Source organism: Pseudomonas tritici (assembly GCF_014268275.3).
Lineage (GTDB): Bacteria > Pseudomonadota > Gammaproteobacteria > Pseudomonadales > Pseudomonadaceae > Aquipseudomonas > Aquipseudomonas tritici.
On sequence record NZ_CP077084.1, the window covers coordinates 4,937,645 to 4,956,786 of the forward strand.

Consider the following 19,142-nt stretch of genomic DNA (forward strand, 5'->3'; position numbering starts at 1 on the left):
TGACATTTTTTTGAAGCGATCCGTCACAATTTAACTCATGTACATCCCGCCGTTCACCGGGATTGTAGCCCCAGTCACGTATGCCGCACCGTCGGATGCCAGGAAAGTGACCACATTCGCGATCTCTTGAGCCTGGCCCAGACGGCCCAGCGGAATCTGCGTCAGCAAGGCTTCACGCTGTGCTTCCGGCAACTCGCGGGTCATATCGGTGTCGATGAACCCTGGAGCCACCGAGTTGACCGTAATCGACCGCGAGCCGACTTCACGTGCCAATGCACGGCTGAAACCTTCCAGACCGGCCTTGGCGGACGCGTAGTTTACTTGGCCTGCGTTGCCCATGGCACCCACTACGGAGCCAATATTGATAATTCGGCCCCAACGCGCCTTGGTCATGCCACGCAAAACGCCCTTGGACAGGCGAAACAGACTGTTCAAGTTGGTATCGACCACGTCGTACCACTCGTCGTCTTTCATGCGCATCATCAGGTTGTCGCGGGTGATGCCTGCGTTGTTCACCAGAATTGCCGGCGCGCCAAACTGTGCGGTGATCGCGGCCAGTACGGCAGCCACGGACTCATCGCTGGTCACGTTCAGCTCAAGGCCGGTGCCTTGCACGCCGTTTTCCTTCAGGGTCGCGGCGATACGCTCGGCGCCCGAGGCGGACGTGGCAGTGCCGATCACAATGGCGCCCTGACGGCCCAGCTCCAGGGCGATAGCCTGGCCAATGCCACGGCTTGCGCCGGTAACCAGTGCAACTTTACCTTGCAGACTCATGCAGGCTTCTCCTAAGTTCGGAAATTGAGGGTCAGACCAGGGCTGCGCGAGCGGCAGCAAAGGCGTCAGGTGTATTGAGGTTGGCCGTCGAGACGCCGTCGGCGCAGCGCTTGTTCAGGCCGGCGAGGACTTTGCCCGGGCCGCACTCGACCAGCTCGGTGGCGCCATTGGCCGCCAGGGTCTGGACCGATTCAACCCAGCGCACGGGCTTGTAGAGCTGCTCGAGCAGGTCGCGCTTGAGGGTGTCGAGGTCGGCCGCCACGGCGGCGCTGACGTTCTGTACCAGCGGGATCTGCGGTGCCTGCCAGTTGATGGCAGCGATGGACTCGGCAAAACGCTCGGCCGCCGGGCGCATCAATTCGCAATGGGACGGTACGCTGACCGGCAACGGCAAGGCACGCTTGGCGCCACGGGCCTTGCAGATTTCGATTGCGCGCTCAACGGCAGCCTTGGCACCCGCGATGACCACTTGGCCAGGGGAGTTGAAGTTAACGGCGCTGACCACGTCGCCCTGGGCCGCTTCGGCGCAGGCTTCGATCACCACGGCGTCGTCCAGGCCCAGGATAGCGGCCATGCCGCCCTGCCCTGCCGGAACGGCTTCTTGCATCAGCTGCCCACGACGCTCGACCAGCTTGACCGCTTCAGCCAGGGTCAAGCTGCCCGCCGCCACCAAGGCGCTGTATTCGCCAAGGCTGTGACCGGCGACGAATGCTGGACGCGCGCCGCCTTCCGCCAGCCACAAGCGCCACAGGGCGATCGAAGCGGTCAGGATGGCCGGCTGGGTTTTATCGGTTTGATTGAGTTGCTCTTCCGGCCCCTGCTGGGTCAGTGCCCACAGGTCGTAACCCAGGGCGTCGGAAGCTTCCTTAAAGGTGTCCAGGATCAACGGGTATTGCGCGCCCAGTTCGGCCAACATGCCGAGGGACTGCGAACCCTGCCCTGGAAAGACGAATGCGAGGGATGTAGACATGTAACAAGCCCCTAATGATCTGGTCGTCAAAAATGCGCACGCCTACGGTGGGAGCGCACGAAACTGACAGATTGGATGGTCAATTGAACTGGCCGGTCACATTTAAGCATTCCCGGGCCGATTCGCCTAAGGCAACAGATCCTCAAGACGGCCGTGCAAGCGTTGCGGCAGGTTCTCCTGAATCTCGATCACGGCCCGCGCAATAGCACTTTGAAAGCCCTCGACGCCAGCCGAGCCATGGCTTTTTACCACAATGCCCTGCAACCCCAGAAAACTTGCGCCGTTATGCCGCGCCGGGGCCAGGTCAGCCTGCAAGCGGCGCATCAACGGCAGCGCCAGGGCGCCGACCAGGCGCGACGCCAGGTTCTGCTTGAATAACGCCTCGATACGCGTGGCGATCATGGTCGCCAGGCCTTCGCTGGACTTGAGCAGGATATTGCCGACGAACCCGTCGCACACCACCACGTCCGCCTCGCCACGGTACAAACCATCACCCTCGACGAATCCGATGTAGTTCAAGCCGCGCGCGCTTTGCAGCAAGGTGGCGGCGAGCTTGACCTGCTGGTTGCCCTTGATGTCTTCGGTGCCGATATTCAGCAACGCCACCCGCGGCCGGGCCACGCCCAGCGCTTCGGCGGCCACCGAGCCCATCACGGCAAACTGCAACAGGTGCTCGGCACTGCAATCGACATTCGCACCCAGGTCCAGCAACTGGCAGTAACCTTTCTGCGTCGGAATCGCCGCCACCATCGCGGGGCGATCAATGCCTGGCAATGTCTTGAGCACATGCCGCGACAACGCCATCAAGGCCCCCGTGTTGCCGGCACTGACACAGGCTTGCACCTTGCCATCACGCAGCAGCTCCAGGGCCACCCGCATCGAAGAATCGGGCTTGCCACGCAGGGCTGCCGCCGGTTTTTCATCCATACCAATGGTTTCGCTGGCCGGCGTAATCGTCAGGCGCGCGCGATCCACCGCCGGATGGCTGACAATCAGTTCTTCAAGAAGGGAGGGTTGACCAACGAGGGTCAGGTGCAGCGAGGGTGTGGCAGACAGGCTGGCAATGCAGGCCTGAACAATGCTGCGGGGACCGAAGTCCCCGCCCATTGCGTCTATCGCGATGACTAGAGCAGACAAGTGATTACTCGTCAGCGCCCTTGTCGATCACTTTACGACCACGGTATACGCCTTCTGGCGATACGTGGTGACGCAGGTGAATTTCACCGGTGGTTTTTTCTACAGACAGAGTGCTCGCCGTCAGGGCATCGTGCGAACGACGCATGTCACGGGCAGAGCGGGATTTTTTGTTCTGCTGAACAGCCATAATTGATTAACTCCTAAACGTTTGGGTCACGCTTTAACTGCGCCAATACACTGAACGGGTTGGACCGCGTTACCTCGTCCTCGCTCGGTTCGGACTCGTCGCCGAGGTCCGCCGGCTGCTGGCATTCTTCCGGATGATGAGCAGGCACAATGGGCAAGGCGAGCAGAAGCTCCTCCTCGATCAGTGCATGCAGATCCAATGGATCTTCGCCCAGTTCCAGCACGTCATAACCTTTCGGCAACGACTGGGTATTCGCACCCTCTTTCACCACAGCATAACTGCATTCGCTGTGGATCGGCAGGGTGACCAGCTCAAGACAACGCTGGCAAACCATTTTGACTTCGGTGTCGATAACGCTGTGAATTACCACAGATTTACGTTCATCTCGTTCAAAAACGAATTTAGCCTGCACCGTACCGACAGTGTCGGAAAGCGGGTCGCAGAGTCTCTCCAAATTGGCCAACAGCAACTCACCTTGAAGGGAAGTGCCACGATCAGCCAGTTTGCGCGGGTCAACGTGAGGTGGAATCGGGTCATTCAACATAGGCGCAGCATTATAGGGATGCACCGGGCCATGTCAAAGGAAATTCAGCCCTGTGCGTCAGCCGGTCACGCGCTAGAATCTGCCACTGCCTTTGAGGAGTCACCCATGCTGCCTTTATTACTCGCATCCAGCTCGGTTTATCGCCGGGAATTGCTGAGCCGCCTGCACTTGCCGTTCATCTGCAGCTCGCCGGATATCGATGAAAGCCATCGCGCAAATGAGTCCGCCATTGAGCTGGTCAAGCGCCTGGCCGAAGAGAAGGCCCGCGCGCTAGCGGCCAGCCATCCAGGGCATTTGATTATCGGCTCTGATCAGGTTGCCGCGCTGGAAGGCCGGATCATCGGCAAGCCTCACACCTTTGAAAACGCGCGCGAGCAATTATTAGCCGCCAGCGGCAAGCGCGTCAGCTTTCTCACCGGCCTGGCGCTGCTGAACAGCGAGACAGGGCACTGCCAAGTCGACTGCGTACCTTTTACCGTGCACATGCGTGAGCTGGACGTTGAGCGTGTTGAGCGCTATCTGCGGATTGAGCAGCCGTATGACTGCGCAGGCAGCTTCAAGGCTGAGGGGCTGGGCGTGAGCCTGTTTCAGAGTACTGAAGGGCCGGACGCAACCAGCCTGGTTGGCCTACCGCTGATCCGCCTGGTGGACATGCTATTGGCTGAAGGCGTGCAAATCCCTTAATTCCACCACCAAACTACTGTGGGAGCTGGCTTGCCTGCGATAGCGGTGGTCCAGCCATTATAAATGTCGACTGGCCAACCGATATCGCGGGCAAGCCAGCTCCAACATTTGAATCTATGCATCTGTTAGATCAGCGCAGGGTCGGGCCCTGGAAGCCCATATACAGCGCCAGCTTCTCGGCGACGCTGGCACCCAGTTTCTTGGAGAACCGGTCAAACGGCGATTCTTCAACCGTAAAATCCACAAGCTCCTTCTCGCCAATCACATCCCGCGCAACCAAACTGGCACTCCCCAGGCCGTCGATCAAGCCCAACGGCAACGCCTGCTCGCCTGACCACACCAATCCGGAGAACAACTCGGGATGGTCCTTATCCTTCAGGCGGTCGCCACGCCCCTGCTTCACGCTGGCGATAAACTGGCGATGGGTGGTGTCGAGCACGCCCTGCCAGAATGCGGTTTCATCAGCCTTTTGTGGCTGGAACGGGTCGAGGAACGACTTGTGCTCGCCCGAGGTGTAGGTACGGCGCTCCACACCCAGCTTCTCCATGGTGCCAACAAAGCCGTAACCGGCCGCCGTCACACCGATGGAACCCACCAGGCTGGCCTTGTCGGCGTAGATCTGGTCTGCGGCGCTGGCAATGTAATAGGCACCGGAAGCGCCCAGGTCGGAAATCACCGCGTACAGCTTGATATCCGGGTGCAGGCCACGCAGACGGCGAATTTCGTCATACACATAACCCGACTGCACCGGACTGCCGCCCGGGCTGTTGATGCGCAGGATCACGCCCTTGACCTTGGGGTCCTCAAACGCGGCACGCAGGCTGCTGACGATATTGTCAGCGCTGGCGGGCTCCTTATCGGCAATCACCCCGCGCACTTCGATCAGTGCGGTGTAGTGGGCGCCACGGGTCGCATTTTTTTCCATATCCATCAGCGGGCTGAACAATGCCAGCATGGCAATAAGCCAGACAAAGGTCAGCAACTTGAAGAAAATCCCCCAGCGCCGCGCACGACGCTGCTCCTGAACGCTGGCCAGGAGGGTTTTCTCCAGCAGTTTCCAGCTCTTGTCATCACCGCTTTCAGCCTTTTCGGGCGCTTTCCATTCGTCACTCATGCCATTAACCCCAGCAAAGACTCATCGGGCCCGGTTTAGCCAAGCCTGCAATTCGGAAAAATGATCAATCGTCAGTCGCGGCTCGTACTGCTGCAAAGCCTCGGCAGCCTGGGCGCCGTAGCTGACCGCCACACTGTCCATGCCTGCATTGCGCGCCATCATCAGATCGAAAGAGGCATCCCCCACCATCAAGGCCTGGCGTGGCGACACGCCGCAATGCGCCAGGATCTGCTCCAGCATCAGAGGATGAGGTTTGCTGGCGGTTTCATCGGCAGCACGGGTGATATCGAAATAATCATCCCAACCGTGGGCCTTGAGCACTCGATCCAGCCCGCGACGAGACTTGCCGGTGGCGACCGCCAAGTGGTAGCCCTCGGCGCGAAAGGCCTGCAGGGACTGCGCCACGCCCTCAAACAGCGGCGAAGGCTCCGCCTCCAGCGCCGTGTAGTGATCGGCGTAGTGCTCGCGAAACGCGACCAATTCGGCTTGGCTAATGTGGGGGTACAAGGTGCGGATCGCCTCAGGCAAACCCAGGCCGATAATGCCCTTGACCGCGAAGTCGCTGCACAGCTCGAAGCCCGAGCGCGTTGACGCCATGTGCATCGATTCAACGATCCGGCCAATGGAATTGGCCAGGGTGCCGTCCCAATCAAATATCAGCAGTTTGTAATCACGGTGCGACACTCAAACGCTCCACGGTCTTGGCCCACATCTCATCGACCGGCGCTTGCAGCTTCAACTCGCCACCATCCGGCAGCGGCACTGTGAGCATGTAGGCGTGCAGGAACAGGCGCTTGCCGCCCAGGTCGCGGATTTCCTTGGAGAAGTCCTCGTCGCCGTATTTGGTGTCACCCGCAATGCAGTGGCCAGCATGCAGCGTGTGCACACGAATCTGGTGGGTGCGACCGGTCACCGGTTTGGCCTCGACCATAGTGGCAAAGTCGCCGAAACGGCGCAGTACCTTGAACAACGTCAGGGCTTCTTTGCCCTCCTCGTCGACTTCCACCATGCGCTCGCCGGAACGCAGGTTGCTCTTCTGCAACGGCGCACGAACGCTCTTGATGGAACTGGCCCAGTTGCCGCGCACCAGCGCCATGTAGCGTTTGTCCACGCCATCGCCACGCAGCGCGGTGTGCAGGTGGCGCAACATGCTGCGTTTCTTGGCGATCATCAGCAGGCCGGAGGTGTCTCGGTCCAGGCGATGGACCAGCTCCAACTCCTTGGCGTCCGGACGCAACTGACGAAAGGCTTCGATCACGCCAAACGTCAGGCCGCTGCCGCCGTGAACCGCAATGCCGCAGGGCTTGTTGATCACGATCAGCTTGTTGTCTTCAAAGACAATCGACGCCTCGAGGCGCTGCAACAGACCCTGCGCCAATGGCACGGGCTCATCACGCTCGGGCACGCGAACCGGCGGCACACGGACGATATCGCCCGCCTGCAACTTGTACTCGGGCTTGATCCGACCCTTGTTCACCCGCACTTCACCTTTACGCAAGATGCGGTAAATCAAGGTCTTGGGCACGCCTTTGAGCCTGGCCAGGAGAAAATTGTCGATGCGTTGGCCGGCATATTCCGGCGAGACCTCAAGCAGCTGGACGCTGGGGGTCTGGGGGGCGGTATTCGTCATGGCGGCGATGATAACAATTTTTATGGAATTGAAGCACTTAATCATTGCTGCTATAGTCGCGAACGCCGCCAAAAGCGGCCTGGGCAGAGGACTAGCGGCAAACTGCCGGCCCTGACCATCGCAATTCATCAGGACGCGAGGCCGTCCTACGGGGTGTTCGCCACCTTGGAAGGCTCAGGATTGTAACGAGCGCAGGTGACATGAGGCCTGAAGCGAGCGCGATGCGCAGAGTGAATACTCGCGTTTTTCGCCGATATTTACGGCCAGTTCACAAAGTGCAGTCAGTTCTGAGCCAGACCATGGCGAATGCTTCGGAAACAACGCCTGTTAAGAGCTGAGTGAGAGCGCAGTCGCCCACATTCAGTCTTGTTTAGCCATGAGCGTGGGCTCCCCATTGGAGAACACGGTAAATGCCAACCCGCTGCGGATTCTGCGCGCGGCAGCACCCGAATTATCAGGGATACGTGTAGGGTGGAGATGCACAACCGTCGGACCGTGTAGCACTAGGCTTATATTTAGACGCTTCATCTCGTCCACAGTCGTCGGTTGATTCCTCCTCCTGACCTTAGCTTTTGTTGAAGTGGTGCCTTTGTCACCACCGCTAACAAGCAGGACGCGTCCGTCGCGATACGGCCCAATTGGCCTGTTATTGCTGGACACTGGAGTGGCCAACCACTCTTGACGCACCTGACACCGACCGTGAGAAGTCGTGTGTGCCGAACGCCGTTTCCGGCAGCCCGGAAACCGACGGTACAACATGAAAAGAATGCTGATTAACGCAACTCAACCCGAAGAGTTGCGTGTTGCACTGGTAGATGGCCAACGCCTCTACGACCTGGACATCGAATCCGGTGCACGCGAGCAAAAGAAGGCCAACATCTATAAAGGCCGAATTACTCGCATCGAACCAAGCCTTGAGGCTGCCTTTGTCGATTTCGGCTCCGAGCGCCACGGCTTCCTGCCCCTCAAAGAAATCTCCCGCGAATACTTCAAGAAAGCCCCTGAAGGCCGCGTGAACATCAAGGACGTCCTGAGCGAAGGCCAGGAAGTCATCGTCCAGGTCGAAAAAGAAGAACGTGGCAACAAGGGCGCCGCCCTGACCACCTTCATCAGCCTGGCCGGTCGTTACCTGGTGCTGATGCCGAACAACCCACGTGCCGGCGGCATTTCCCGTCGCATCGAAGGCGAAGAGCGCAACGAACTGCGTGAAGCGCTGAACGGCCTGATCGCACCCGCCGACATGGGCCTGATCGTTCGCACTGCCGGCCTGGGCCGCAGCAGCGAAGAAATGCAGTGGGACCTCGACTACCTGCTGCAATTGTGGACCGCCATCAAAGAAGCGTCCCTGGATCGTTCCGCGCCGTTCCTGATCTATCAGGAAAGCAACGTGATCATCCGCGCCATCCGCGATTACCTGCGCCAGGACATCGGCGAAGTGCTGATCGACAGCGTTGAAGCTCAGGACGAAGCCCTGACCTTCATCCGCCAGGTGATGCCGCAGTACGCCAGCAAGATCAAGCTCTACGAAGACAGCGTTCCGCTGTTCAACCGTTTCCAGATCGAAAGCCAGATCGAGACCGCCTTCCAGCGCGTGGTCGAACTGCCTTCCGGCGGCTCCATTGTGATCGACCCGACCGAAGCCCTGGTGTCCATCGACATCAACTCGGCGCGTGCGACCAAAGGCAGCGACATCGAAGAAACCGCGCTGCAGACCAACCTGGAAGCGGCAGAAGAAATCGCCCGCCAACTGCGCCTGCGTGATATCGGCGGCCTGATCGTGATCGACTTCATCGACATGACCCCAGCCAAGAACCAGCGCGCCGTGGAAGAGAAAGTCCGCGAATGCCTGGAAGCTGACCGTGCCCGCGTGCAAGTCGGCCGCATCTCGCGCTTCGGCCTGCTGGAAATGTCTCGTCAGCGCCTGCGTCCATCCCTGGGCGAAAGCAGCGGCATCGTCTGCCCGCGTTGCAACGGCACCGGTATCATCCGTGACGTTGAATCGCTGTCCCTGGCGATCCTGCGCCTGATCGAAGAAGAAGCCCTGAAAGACCGCACCGCCGAAGTCCGCGCACAAGTGCCGATTCCGGTTGCAGCTTTCCTGCTCAACGAAAAACGCAACTCGATCACCAAGATCGAACTGCGCACCCGTGCCCGTATCGTCATCCTGCCGAACGATCACCTCGAAACGCCGCACTTCGAAGTGCAGCGCCTGCGTGATGACAGCCCGGAAGCCCACAGCGGCCAGTCCAGCTATGAAATCGCCGCTGCCGCTGCCGAAGTGGAAGAAGTCCAGCCAGCCGCTGCGACCCGTACCCTGGTTCGCCAGGAAGCTGCGGTCAAGACGGCCCCTGCCCGTGCCAACGCACCGGTACCCGTTGAAGCAGCAGCGCCTGTTGCCGCTCCGGCCGTTATGCCTGAGCCAAGCCTGTTCAAAGGCCTGGTGAAATCGCTGGTCAGCCTGTTCGCCACCAAAGAAGAGCCAGCCGCTCCGGTTGTGGTTGAAAAACCGGCTTCCGAGCGTCCTGCACGCAACGAAGAGCGTCGCAACGGTCGCCAACAAAGCCGTAACCGCAACGGTCGCCGTGACGAAGAGCGCAAGCCGCGCGAAGAACGTGCGCCGCGTGAAGAACGCGCCCCACGTGAAGAGCGCGCACCTCGCGAAGCCCGTGAAGAAACCCCAGTGGTAGAACGCGCACCGCGTGAAGAGCGCGCGCCACGTGCCCCACGTGCCCCGCGTGAAGATCGCAAGCCTCGTGGCGAGCGTGAAGAGCGTGTGCGTGAATTGCGCGAGCCACTGGACGCTGCGCCAGCCGTTGCCGGTGCCGCTGTCGTTGCAGAAGAACGCCCGGCTCGCCAACCGCGCGAAGAGCGTGCGCCACGTGAAGAACGCCAACCGCGCGCTCCGCGTGAAGAGCGTCAACCACGCGCCGAGCAAGCGGCTGCCGCCAGCGAAGAAGAGGAAGTGCTGACCAGCGAAGAGCAACTGCAGGAAGACGGTCAGGAAGGCGCCGAAGGCGATCGTCCACGCCGCCGCTCCCGCGGCCAGCGTCGTCGCAGCAACCGTCGTGAGCGTCAACGTGACGCCAACGGCAACGTGATCGAAGGCTCGGAAGAAGCCGGCGAAAACGCAGAAGCCGCTACCAGCGAGCCAACTGGCGAAGAACTGGCTGCCGGCCTGGCCGTTACGGCTGCCGTTGCCAGCTCGGTTATCAGCGCACCTGCTGAAGCCCAGGCCCACGAGCAGGCTGAACGCGCCACCGCCGCCATCGAAGAAACCGCCGCTGTGGAAGCACCTGTTGCCGAGACCCCAGTGGTTGAAGCGCCGGTTGTTGAAGCGCCTGCTGCTGAAGCGCCAGTCGTAGAGGCACCAGTTGTCGAAGCGACCACCCCAATCGAAGCGCCGGTTGTACCGGAAGTGGAAGTGGCGCAGGCGCCTGAAGCTCAGCCAGAAGTTGAAGTGGCCGCTGTTGAGCCCGCACCTGTGGTTGAACCTCAGCCAGTGGTCGAAGCGTTTGTTGAAGCACCGGTTGTCGAAGCAGCGCCGGAAGTACGCGAAGTTCGTGAGGAACAGACCGCCTTCCAATGGACTGCCGAGCCTGCCGCTCCGGTTGAAGCGCCAGCCCCTGCCCCCGTGGTAGAAGAAGCGCCAGCACCGGTTGCTGAAGTCGTGGTTGCCGAGCCTGCCCCAGTGGTTGAGCCCGCTCCGGTCGTTGAACCTGCGCCAGTCGTTGAAGCGCCGGTGGTTGCCGAAGTGGCCGCTCCAGTGGTTGAAGCCGCACCGGCCAGCGCGCTGACCGAAAACGGCCGTGCACCGAACGACCCACGTGAAGTGCGTCGTCGTCGCAAGGAAGCTGAAGCAGCCGCCGCTGCTGCACGGGAAGCAGAGCACGAGCCTAAACCCCTCGTCTGATTCCAGCAGCGACTAAAAAGCCCCGCCTGAGTGATCAGGCGGGGCTTTTTTATGGCGACGAAAACACTGATTCATCGATTTGAAATGCAAGCAAAGGTGGGAGCTGGCTTGTCGAATCGTCGAACCGCTGCGATAGCCATTAGCATCTACACATCTTCAAAGTGAAATTGCGTAGCAGCTGTCGAGCCCCGGCGAGGCTGCGTTTGCGGGCTGTCTGACACACCGCTGACGCAGCCTCGCCGGGGCTCGACAGCTGCTACGCAGAGGGCTCTCTCAAGATGTGTAAATACCTATGCTGCGATAGCGGTGTATCAGTCACAGGTGTTTTGGCTGACAGACCGCTATCGCAGGCAAGCCAGCTCCCACACTTAGACCGGGGTGAAATTCAGGGACTGCGGCAAATCGACATCCCATAACACGCCGGGGTCATTCAGCTGCACTTCCCTCACCACCGCCTGCGCAAACAACGGTTTGGCCCCACGGTCACCGGTCAACGCCATCAGCGCCGACCCAGATGACCGGTCAAACGCCACAGGATGCCCATACTGCCCATCCTGCAGCGGCACGCTGATGCCACCCTCCTCCAACCCATCGATTACTTGCTCAATGCTCGATGACTGAATAAACGGCATGTCCCCCAGCAGCACCAGCCAGCCGTCCGCCGGACCGCTGGCCACCACCGCCGCGGCAAGACTGTCGCCCATCCCCGCCGAGCGTAGCAGCAGGACGTCGCAGCCATACGCCTCAGCCAAACGGATCACCTGCGTTCGCTCCGGCGAGGTCACCAGCCAGCGCTTTACAACGCGCTTCGGTAAATTCACCAGCACCTGCTCGATCACTGGCCGAGTCACGCCATCCAGGCCGACGCAATCAGCCAACAGCTTATCCTGGTCAGCCCCCGCCTCGGCACGAAAGCGACTGCCCTGCCCCGCCGCGAGCACAATCGCCGTCAGCGTCACTCAGCTACCATCGGCAGCGGCTTTTTCTGCATGGGCGCCACACCGTTCTTGATCGCAACAATTTCCGCCATTAACGACAGCGCGATTTCCGCCGGCGTATGGCTGCCGATGTGCAACCCGATCGGCCCGTGCAGGCGCGCAATCGCTTGCGCCGACAACCCCAGCGCCGCGAGGTTTTCCCGGCGTTTCTGAGTGTTGACCCGCGAACCCAGGGCGCCGATGTAGAACGCCGAGGAATTCAGTGCCGTAAGCAGTGCCATATCATCCAGGCGCGGATCATGGGTGAGGCAGACGATGGCCGTGCGCTCATCGGTCTGGATATTCAGCACCGCTTCATCGGGCATGCCCCGTACCAAGCGGCCGTGCTGTTCTTCCCAGCCGTAGACGAACTCGTCGCGCGGGTCGCAGATCAGCACTTCGAAATCCAGCAACCGCGCCATTTCCGCTACATAACGCGACAACTGCCCGGCGCCGATCAACAGCAAACGCCAGCGCGGGCCATAGATAGCCCGCAGGCGTTCGCCGTCGAAGGTCACCCCATCGGTCTTGCTCGCGCTGCTCAAGGTGACGTTACCGGTGGTCAAGTCCAGCTCACGTGCGACGATCTGATGATCTTCACAACGCGCCAGCAGTTCCGACACCCATTCCCACGCGTCCACGCGCTCTTCAGTCAGGCGCAAGGTGCCACCACATGGCAGGCCAAAACGCGCCGCCTCGTCGCGGGTGACGCCGTAGGTCACCAACTGCACCGGCGGCCCGTCTTCAGGCAGTCGGCCATCCTTCAGGCGTGCAATCAAGTCATCCTCGATGCAGCCGCCAGACACCGAGCCGATCACCACGCCATCGCCGCGCAGCGCCAGCATGGCGCCCGGCGGGCGCGGCGCGCTGCCCCAGGTCTGGACCACGCTGTATAACACCACTCGCTGCCCGGCGCGACGCCATTCCAGCACGCTGCGCAGGACATTCAGATCCACACTGTCCACAAAACCTCCTGCAAGCGTAAAAAACCATTCACTTACTGTAAAACAAAAGCCGCCAAAGTGACGCGCCAGAAACGCAAACGCCCCGAACCAGTCGGGGCGTTTGTGCGTTGCGGTCGGCGTTAGTTCACGCCATCAGCAGTTTACTTGACGACAGGTGCAGGGCCTTCGGCCACGCCCAGGTCATCCAGCTCGCGCGTTTCCGAGATACCGGTACCGCCGGACGCCAGCTCGCTTTGCAGCTTGTCGGTGTCCAGTTCCTTGACCCACTTGGCCACAACGATGGTTGCAACAGCGTTACCCACCAGGTTGGTCAGCGCGCGAGCTTCGGACATGAAGCGGTCGATACCCAGGATCAGCGCCAGGCCTGCAACAGGCAGGTGGCCTACAGCCGACAGGGTCGCAGCCAGGACGATAAAGCCCGAACCAGTCACGCCAGCAGCGCCTTTGGAAGACAGCAGCAGCACCAGCAACAGGGTGATCTGGTGGGTGATGTCCATGTGGGTGTCAGTCGCCTGGGCGATGAACACGGCAGCCATGGTCAGGTAGATCGACGTACCGTCGAGGTTGAACGAGTAGCCCGTCGGGATCACCAGGCCGACTACGGATTTCTTCGCGCCCAGACGCTCCATCTTGATCAGCATGCGTGGCAGTGCGGATTCGGAAGACGAAGTACCCAGTACGATCAGCAACTCTTCACGGATGTAGCGGATCAGTTTGATCACGCTGAAGCCGTGAGCGCGGCAGATGCCACCCAGCACCACCAGCACGAACAGCAGGCAGGTGATGTAGAAGCAGATCATCAACTGACCCAGTTGCACCAGGGAACCTACGCCGTAGGCACCGATGGTGAACGCCATGGCGCCCAGGGCACCGATTGGCGCGAGCTTCATGATCATGTTGATGATGTTGAACATCACGTGGGCGAAGCGATCGATGAAGTCCAGCACTGGCTTGCCGTAGGCACCCAGGCGATGCAGGGCGAAACCGAAGATCACCGAGAACATCAGCACTTGCAGGATGTCGCCGTTGGCGAAGGCGCCGACGATGGTGTTCGGGATGACGTTGAGGATAAAGCCAACGATGCTCTGGTCTTTACCGGCAGTGACGTAGGCCGCGACTTTGGAAGCGTCCAGGGTCGCTACGTCGATGTGCATGCCGGCGCCCGGTTGCACAACGTTGACCACGATCAGGCCGATCAGCAGCGCGACGGTAGAAACGATTTCGAAGTACAGCAGCGCGTAGCCGCCGGTTTTGCCCACCGATTTCATGCTTTGCATGCCAGCGATGCCGCTGACAACGGTGCAGAAGATGATCGGGGCAATGACCATTTTGATCAGTTTGATGAACCCGTCACCCAGTGGCTTGAGGGCCACGCCGGTCTGCGGGTAGAAGTGACCGAGCAAAATACCGATAACGATTGCAACGATCACCTGGAAGTACAGGGATTTGTAGATTGGCTGACGAGTCGTCATTGCAAAGTTCCTCAATCGTCCCGTGTGGCAAATATCCGCCATTGCCCACGACACTTGAATTGCGAACCCTCCTGCACTGGAGGGATTTGTTGTTTGCGAGCCCTGTAGAAACAAGCCTGCGCTGTAGTCCTTATCGCAAACGCCGTGCCACTTCTCTTAAAATCCGCAAAGGCCTTTAGGCATAAGGGCTTGGGACTTCCTGGCATCCTCCCAAGCGCATAAGCAAGTGGCGGATTTCCGCCCCCTCACCCAATCCCGTCCTACAATTTGGCGGATATCCGCCTTGTGACCCTCTCCAGCGCTGGCTACCATCCGCGACTCCATGGACGAGGCCTTCGCATGCGTGAACGTACCATCGCCAGTCATTTCGCCCGGGCTGCTCTCGGCGGGGCGCGTCGGGCCGGTTACGACTATTCGGGGCTGCTGGACCAAGTGGGCATCACGCCGGAGCTGCTCACCGAACCCCGTGCCCGCATCGCGCCGGAGCAATTCGCCCGGTTGCTGCAAATGCTCTGGCTGGCGCTTGACGATGAATATCTTGGGTTCGCCGACGGCCCAAGCAAACGCGGCACCTTCGCGATGATGTGCCACGCGCTGATCCACTGCCGCACCTTGGAGAAAGCCCTGGAACGCGGCTTATTATTTTATAGCCTATTCCCACAAGGCCCGCGCTGGCAGCTGACACGTGAAGGCGAAATGGCCCGCTTGAGTCTGGACGACTCGCAGTTGTGGGACCCGGATCACTTCCTCAGCGAATGCCTGCTGGTGATCTGGCATCGCCTGGGCAGCTGGCTGATCGGCCAACGGATTCGGCTGCACCAGGCCACCTTCAGTTATCCGATGCCGGCTCACGCCGGCGAATATGACCTGCTGTTTCCCTGTGCCCAGGTATTCGGTGCGCCGAACAGTAGCCTCGTGTTTCCCGCGCGCTACCTGAACCTGCCGCTGCTGCAGGATGAACGCACACTCAAGCACTTTTTGGAGCGCTCACCCGCCGACTTGCTCTCTCGGCCAGATGAAGGCGATAGCTTGAGCAGTCAGCTACGCCGCTTGCTCAGCCGCGACCGCACGCCCTGGCCGGACTTGGAAGCCGTCGCCCAGCACCTGCACATCAGCCCGCAGACCCTGCGCAGGCATTTACGCGAAGAAGGCACCAGTTTTCAGGCTCTCAAGGATGAGCTGCGGCGGGACATCGCCATTTATCATTTGGGCCGAGCGGATTTGTCATTGCAGGAGATTGCCGAGCAGTTGGGGTTTTCCGAGCCGTCGGCGTTTCATCGGGCGTTCAAGAAGTGGACGGGGCTGACGCCAGGGGCGTATCGCGCGCAAGAGAGTTAGAGCTGTGTTGCTTGTGCGGGCCTCATCGCGGGCAAGCCCGGCTCCCACAGTGGATTGGGTTAACACAGTGATTTGTGAACCCAATCCACTGTGGGAACTGGCTTGCCTGCGATGAGGCCAGTGGAGTCAATAGAGATCACAAGGCCGGAAAATGAATCTTGAATGCCGCGCCACCCAACGGTGAATCCCCCAGGGTCAAGCGTGCGCCGTAGCTTTCAATAATATCCTTGACCACCGCCAACCCAATCCCCTGCCCGGGATGCTGGCGATCCAGCCGTTCACCCCGTTGCAAAATCCGCGCACGCTGGTCCGCCGGCACACCCGGCCCGTCATCCTCAATGCACAGCTCACTGCCCTCCAGGCTTTCCACCAGGCTGATGCGCACTTCGCTCAAACACAGGCGGTAAGCGTTTTCCAGCAGGTTGCCGAGCAATTCCAGTAAGGCGCCCTTTTCCATGGGCACGTCGCATTCATCCGGCAGTTCAAAGGAGACGGTGACGCGTTTGTCGCGGTAGACCTTGTCCAGTGTGTCGCACAGGCTTTGCAGCACCGGCGCCAGGCGTACCTGGTGGCGCACCAGGCCGCTTTTGCGCAGGCTGGCGCGTTGCAACTGGTAACTGATCTGCTGGCTCATGCGCTCAATCTGTGACTGCAAAACCCAGGCCTGGTCGCGATCTTCCGGGCGCTGGGCCATGTCTTCGCTCACGCCCTGCAACACCGCCAGCGGGGTTTTCAGGCTGTGGGCCAAATCGTCAAGGGAGTCGCGGTAGCGCGCACGTTGCTCACGTTCGCTGTGCAGCAAACGGTTGAGGGAGCCGGTGAGGCGCAGCAATTCGCGGGGGTGTTGTTCACTAAGGCTTTCTCGGGTGCCGCCTTCGATCTGGTCGAGTTCCTGGCTAAGCCGCCGCAAGGCTTGCAAGCCCCAGGTCAGGCCCAGCCAGAGCAAGGTCAGCAACACCAGCAACGCCGCACCAAAGCCCAGGTAGAGGTTTTCGCGCAGGCCTTCGAGGGTCAGTTGGTATTCACGCACCGGTTGCAGGGCGACGATACTAAACGCCGCGCTCTTGCCGCCCAGCAGCCTGACCTCGACGTCATACACAAAGAATTCCTGACCATTGGCCTCACGAATTCGCGCAAATTCATTACCGCGCCCGTCGTAGCGCGGTTTGTAGTTGATGTTCTCTTCCTTGGTCGCCCGCGAACGCCACACCAGGTGGCCCTCGCGGTCGTAGATATAGCCGAGCAGGCGGCTGTCGGTGAGGTTGAAACGTTCGTCCGGCAACTGCGCCGGCATCTGCAGGCGGTTATTGTCGACCCGCGCGGCGGAAATCAGGGTGGTGACGTCCGACGCCAAGCGCTGCTCGATGGAGTCCTGCAACGCCAGGCTGAACGCCCCCTGCATGGCCGGCAACAAACCCAGCATAAACAGCACGGCCAGAGTGGCGGCCGCCAGCATCAAGCGCACGCGTAACGAGCGAATCAACGGCAGCGCTCATTGAAGAGGTAGCCCAGGCCACGCACGGTGTCGATCGGCTTGAACCCGGCCGGGCCTTCCAGCTTACGGCGTAGGCGACCGACCAGCACTTCGATGACATTGGGATCACGCTCGTCGTCATCGGGGTAAAGCTGCTCCATCAAACGGTCCTTGGCGACCACTTGCTGGTGGTGGCGCATCAGGTATTCGAGAATCCGGTATTCGTAGGCGGTCAGTGCCAGGGGCTGTTCGTCGAGGGACGCTTGCTTGCGGTTAAGGTCCAGCAGCAACGGCCCGGCCACGATGGTCGACTGGGTGAAACCACTGGAGCGACGCAGCAACGCGTTCATCCGCGCTTCCAGCTCTTCAAACTGGAACGGCTTGACCAAGTAGTCGTCGGCGCCGGCAGCCAACCCTTCGACCTTGTCCTGCCAGTTGCCGCGAGCCGTGAGGATCAGGATCGGGAAGGTCTTGGCCTGGGTACGCAGTTGGCGGATCAGGTCCAGGCCGCCCAGGCCGGGCAGACCCAGGTCGATGATGGCCAGGTCATGGTTGAATTGGCCCGTCTGGTAGAGGGCCTCTTCGGCATTGGCCACGGCCTCGACCACGTGGCCGCTGTCGGTCAGGCGGGTAAACAGGTGATGGCGCAGCAGCGCCTCATCTTCCACCACCAGCAATTTCATAAGGCTCTCCAAAGCAAATCAACTGTCCGACAGAGGGATATCATAGCGGCCCTGCAGGTCTTGCGGGCGCAGTTTAATACCATTGAACTGACCGGTCAGGTGTTCATAGCCAGCGCGGTACGCCGGCTGCGGGGTGACAAGGCCAAGGGATTGGCCCCAGGGCGTAGGTTGGCTGCCAGCGTCTTCGAGGCTGACACGCTGAATCAAGGTGCTGGTTTTTCGGGTCTTTTCTTTGCCGAATGCGGCAAAAGCACCATCAGCGGCCTGGACCCCAGCGGTGGCACTGAGCATGGTTAACGCCAACATCAGCTTTTTGATCGCACTCATGGTGCTTACCTCCACGCATTTTGGCTGTTAGGCCAGACTACGCAGGCGCCCCTGAACTCCCCCTGAACAGGCTCTGAACCGCACCTGAACCGCAGCGGACTATCCTGTTGCCCATCAACTCGGCAAAATACCGCCCATGAATTCCCTACCCGCTTGCTGCACTCCACTCGACGCCCATTGGCCGCTGCCCGATCCCTTGCCGGGCACGGTGTTTCTCAGCACCCGGTTTGACCCTGCCTTATTAGCGCCAGGCGACTTCCAGCGCAGTGCCGTGCCGCCCCCCGCGAGCATCCAGCGTTCAGTGGCCAAGCGTCAGGCCGAGTTCCTGGCCGGCCGGCTGTGCGCCCGCGCTGCACTGCAACAGCTCGATCACCTCGATTGCGTGCCAGCCATCGGTGAAGACCGTGCACCGGTGTGGCCCGCGCACATCAGTGGCTCCATCACCCACAGCACCGGGCACGCCGCTGCGATTGTCGCGCACACGGCGCAATGGCGTGGGCTTGGGATGGACCTGGAGAATGTGCTGACGCTGGAGCGGGCTGAACGGCTGGCCGGGGAAATCCTGACTGCCGATGAAATGCGGCGTATGGCCGCCCTCCCGCGAGAGCAGATCGCTTTGCTGGTGACGCTGACGTTTTCGGCCAAGGAAAGCCTGTTCAAGGCGCTCTATCCGATTGTGCAGAAACGTTTTTATTTTGAGCATGCGGAGTTGCTGGAGTGGTCCGAGTCGGGCCAGCTGCGGCTACGGTTGCTGACGGATCTTTCCAGTGAGTGGTGCCATGGCAAGGAGCTGGTGGGGCAGTTTGCGGTGAGTGATGGACAACTGTTGAGTCTGGTAGCCATCCGCGCTTGATAGATCGCTATCGCAGGCAAGCCAGCTCCCACATTTGGAGTGCATTCCAAAGCTGGAACTCGATCGAATGTGGGAGCTGGCTTGTCGGGTCGCCGCACCGCTG

At 60.6% G+C, this 19,142-nt stretch carries 18 protein-coding genes; 4 read left to right on the forward strand and 14 right to left on the reverse strand.

Annotation, left to right across the window (positions count from 1 at the left end):
* Positions 1–30: 30 nt before the first annotated feature.
* From fabG to HU722_RS22470, 5 genes are all read right to left on the reverse strand, one after another.
* A complete protein-coding gene (fabG, locus tag HU722_RS22450) occupies positions 31–774 on the reverse strand; it encodes a 3-oxoacyl-ACP reductase FabG (protein WP_065889847.1) in 744 nt (247 codons plus the stop codon).
* 31 nt (positions 775–805) lie between these two features.
* Complete coding sequence (fabD, locus tag HU722_RS22455; protein ID WP_065873968.1) at positions 806–1,744, reverse strand: ACP S-malonyltransferase; 939 nt, start codon at positions 1,742–1,744, stop codon at positions 806–808.
* Between the two features lie 126 nt (positions 1,745–1,870).
* Positions 1,871–2,881, reverse strand: a complete 1,011-nt coding sequence (gene plsX, locus HU722_RS22460) for a phosphate acyltransferase PlsX (protein WP_083207179.1) — start codon at positions 2,879–2,881, stop codon at positions 1,871–1,873.
* Between the two features lie 4 nt (positions 2,882–2,885).
* Positions 2,886–3,068 (reverse strand): 50S ribosomal protein L32, encoded by a 183-nt coding sequence (gene rpmF / locus HU722_RS22465; protein WP_008152339.1) that lies wholly within the window; start codon positions 3,066–3,068, stop codon positions 2,886–2,888.
* A 13-nt stretch (positions 3,069–3,081) separates the two neighbouring features.
* A complete protein-coding gene (locus HU722_RS22470) occupies positions 3,082–3,612 on the reverse strand; it encodes a YceD family protein (protein WP_049711923.1) in 531 nt (176 codons plus the stop codon).
* Positions 3,613–3,717: 105 nt separating this feature from the next.
* Here HU722_RS22470 and HU722_RS22475 point away from each other — a divergent pair, with 105 nt between their 5' ends.
* On the forward strand, positions 3,718–4,296 hold the full coding sequence (locus HU722_RS22475) for a Maf family protein (protein ID WP_065873970.1): 579 nt from the start codon (positions 3,718–3,720) through the stop codon (positions 4,294–4,296).
* 130 nt (positions 4,297–4,426) lie between these two features.
* On the opposite strand, the gene HU722_RS22480 is transcribed toward HU722_RS22475, so the two are convergent.
* Genes HU722_RS22480 through rluC form a run of 3 tightly spaced genes read right to left on the reverse strand, consistent with a single transcriptional unit; the run spans position 4,427 to position 7,040 of the window.
* Positions 4,427–5,410, reverse strand: a complete 984-nt coding sequence (locus HU722_RS22480) for a S49 family peptidase (RefSeq protein WP_065873971.1) — start codon at positions 5,408–5,410, stop codon at positions 4,427–4,429.
* Between the two features lie 21 nt (positions 5,411–5,431).
* Positions 5,432–6,094, reverse strand: a complete 663-nt coding sequence (locus HU722_RS22485; RefSeq protein WP_065889850.1) for an HAD-IA family hydrolase — start codon at positions 6,092–6,094, stop codon at positions 5,432–5,434.
* The gene (rluC, locus tag HU722_RS22490) at positions 6,081–7,040 is read right to left on the reverse strand and encodes a 23S rRNA pseudouridine(955/2504/2580) synthase RluC (protein WP_065890058.1); all 960 of its coding nucleotides are present in this window, start codon (positions 7,038–7,040) and stop codon (positions 6,081–6,083) included. The genes HU722_RS22485 and rluC overlap by 14 nt, the downstream gene beginning before the upstream one ends.
* Positions 7,041–7,797: 757 nt before the next feature.
* Between rluC and rne the strand changes: the two genes are divergently transcribed.
* On the forward strand, positions 7,798–10,950 hold the full coding sequence (gene rne, locus HU722_RS22495; protein ID WP_175403032.1) for a ribonuclease E: 3,153 nt from the start codon (positions 7,798–7,800) through the stop codon (positions 10,948–10,950).
* Between the two features lie 368 nt (positions 10,951–11,318).
* On the opposite strand, the gene HU722_RS22500 is transcribed toward rne, so the two are convergent.
* From HU722_RS22500 to HU722_RS22510, 3 genes are all read right to left on the reverse strand, one after another.
* A complete protein-coding gene (locus tag HU722_RS22500) occupies positions 11,319–11,909 on the reverse strand; it encodes a nucleotidyltransferase family protein (protein WP_065889855.1) in 591 nt (196 codons plus the stop codon).
* Positions 11,906–12,892: an XdhC family protein gene (locus HU722_RS22505; protein WP_065889856.1), complete on the reverse strand. Its 987-nt coding sequence runs from the start codon at positions 12,890–12,892 to the stop codon at positions 11,906–11,908. Before HU722_RS22505 ends, HU722_RS22500 begins: the two co-directional genes overlap by 4 nt.
* A gap of 140 nt (positions 12,893–13,032) precedes the next feature.
* Positions 13,033–14,364 (reverse strand): dicarboxylate/amino acid:cation symporter, encoded by a 1,332-nt coding sequence (locus HU722_RS22510; protein ID WP_065873976.1) that lies wholly within the window; start codon positions 14,362–14,364, stop codon positions 13,033–13,035.
* Between the two features lie 339 nt (positions 14,365–14,703).
* Between HU722_RS22510 and HU722_RS22515 the strand changes: the two genes are divergently transcribed.
* Positions 14,704–15,702, forward strand: a complete 999-nt coding sequence (locus tag HU722_RS22515; protein ID WP_065889857.1) for an AraC family transcriptional regulator — start codon at positions 14,704–14,706, stop codon at positions 15,700–15,702.
* A 136-nt stretch (positions 15,703–15,838) separates the two neighbouring features.
* Here the strand turns inward: HU722_RS22515 and HU722_RS22520 are convergent, their stop codons facing one another.
* Genes HU722_RS22520 through HU722_RS22530 form a run of 3 tightly spaced genes read right to left on the reverse strand, consistent with a single transcriptional unit; the run spans position 15,839 to position 18,186 of the window.
* Complete coding sequence (locus HU722_RS22520) at positions 15,839–17,185, reverse strand: ATP-binding protein (protein ID WP_065889858.1); 1,347 nt, start codon at positions 17,183–17,185, stop codon at positions 15,839–15,841.
* A complete protein-coding gene (locus HU722_RS22525; protein WP_049711914.1) occupies positions 17,182–17,859 on the reverse strand; it encodes a response regulator in 678 nt (225 codons plus the stop codon). Before HU722_RS22525 ends, HU722_RS22520 begins: the two co-directional genes overlap by 4 nt.
* Positions 17,860–17,877: 18 nt before the next feature.
* A complete protein-coding gene (locus HU722_RS22530) occupies positions 17,878–18,186 on the reverse strand; it encodes a hypothetical protein (RefSeq protein WP_065873979.1) in 309 nt (102 codons plus the stop codon).
* Positions 18,187–18,322: 136 nt separating this feature from the next.
* Here HU722_RS22530 and HU722_RS22535 point away from each other — a divergent pair, with 136 nt between their 5' ends.
* Complete coding sequence (locus HU722_RS22535) at positions 18,323–19,039, forward strand: 4'-phosphopantetheinyl transferase family protein (protein ID WP_065873980.1); 717 nt, start codon at positions 18,323–18,325, stop codon at positions 19,037–19,039.
* The last annotated feature ends 103 nt before the right edge of the window (positions 19,040–19,142 follow it).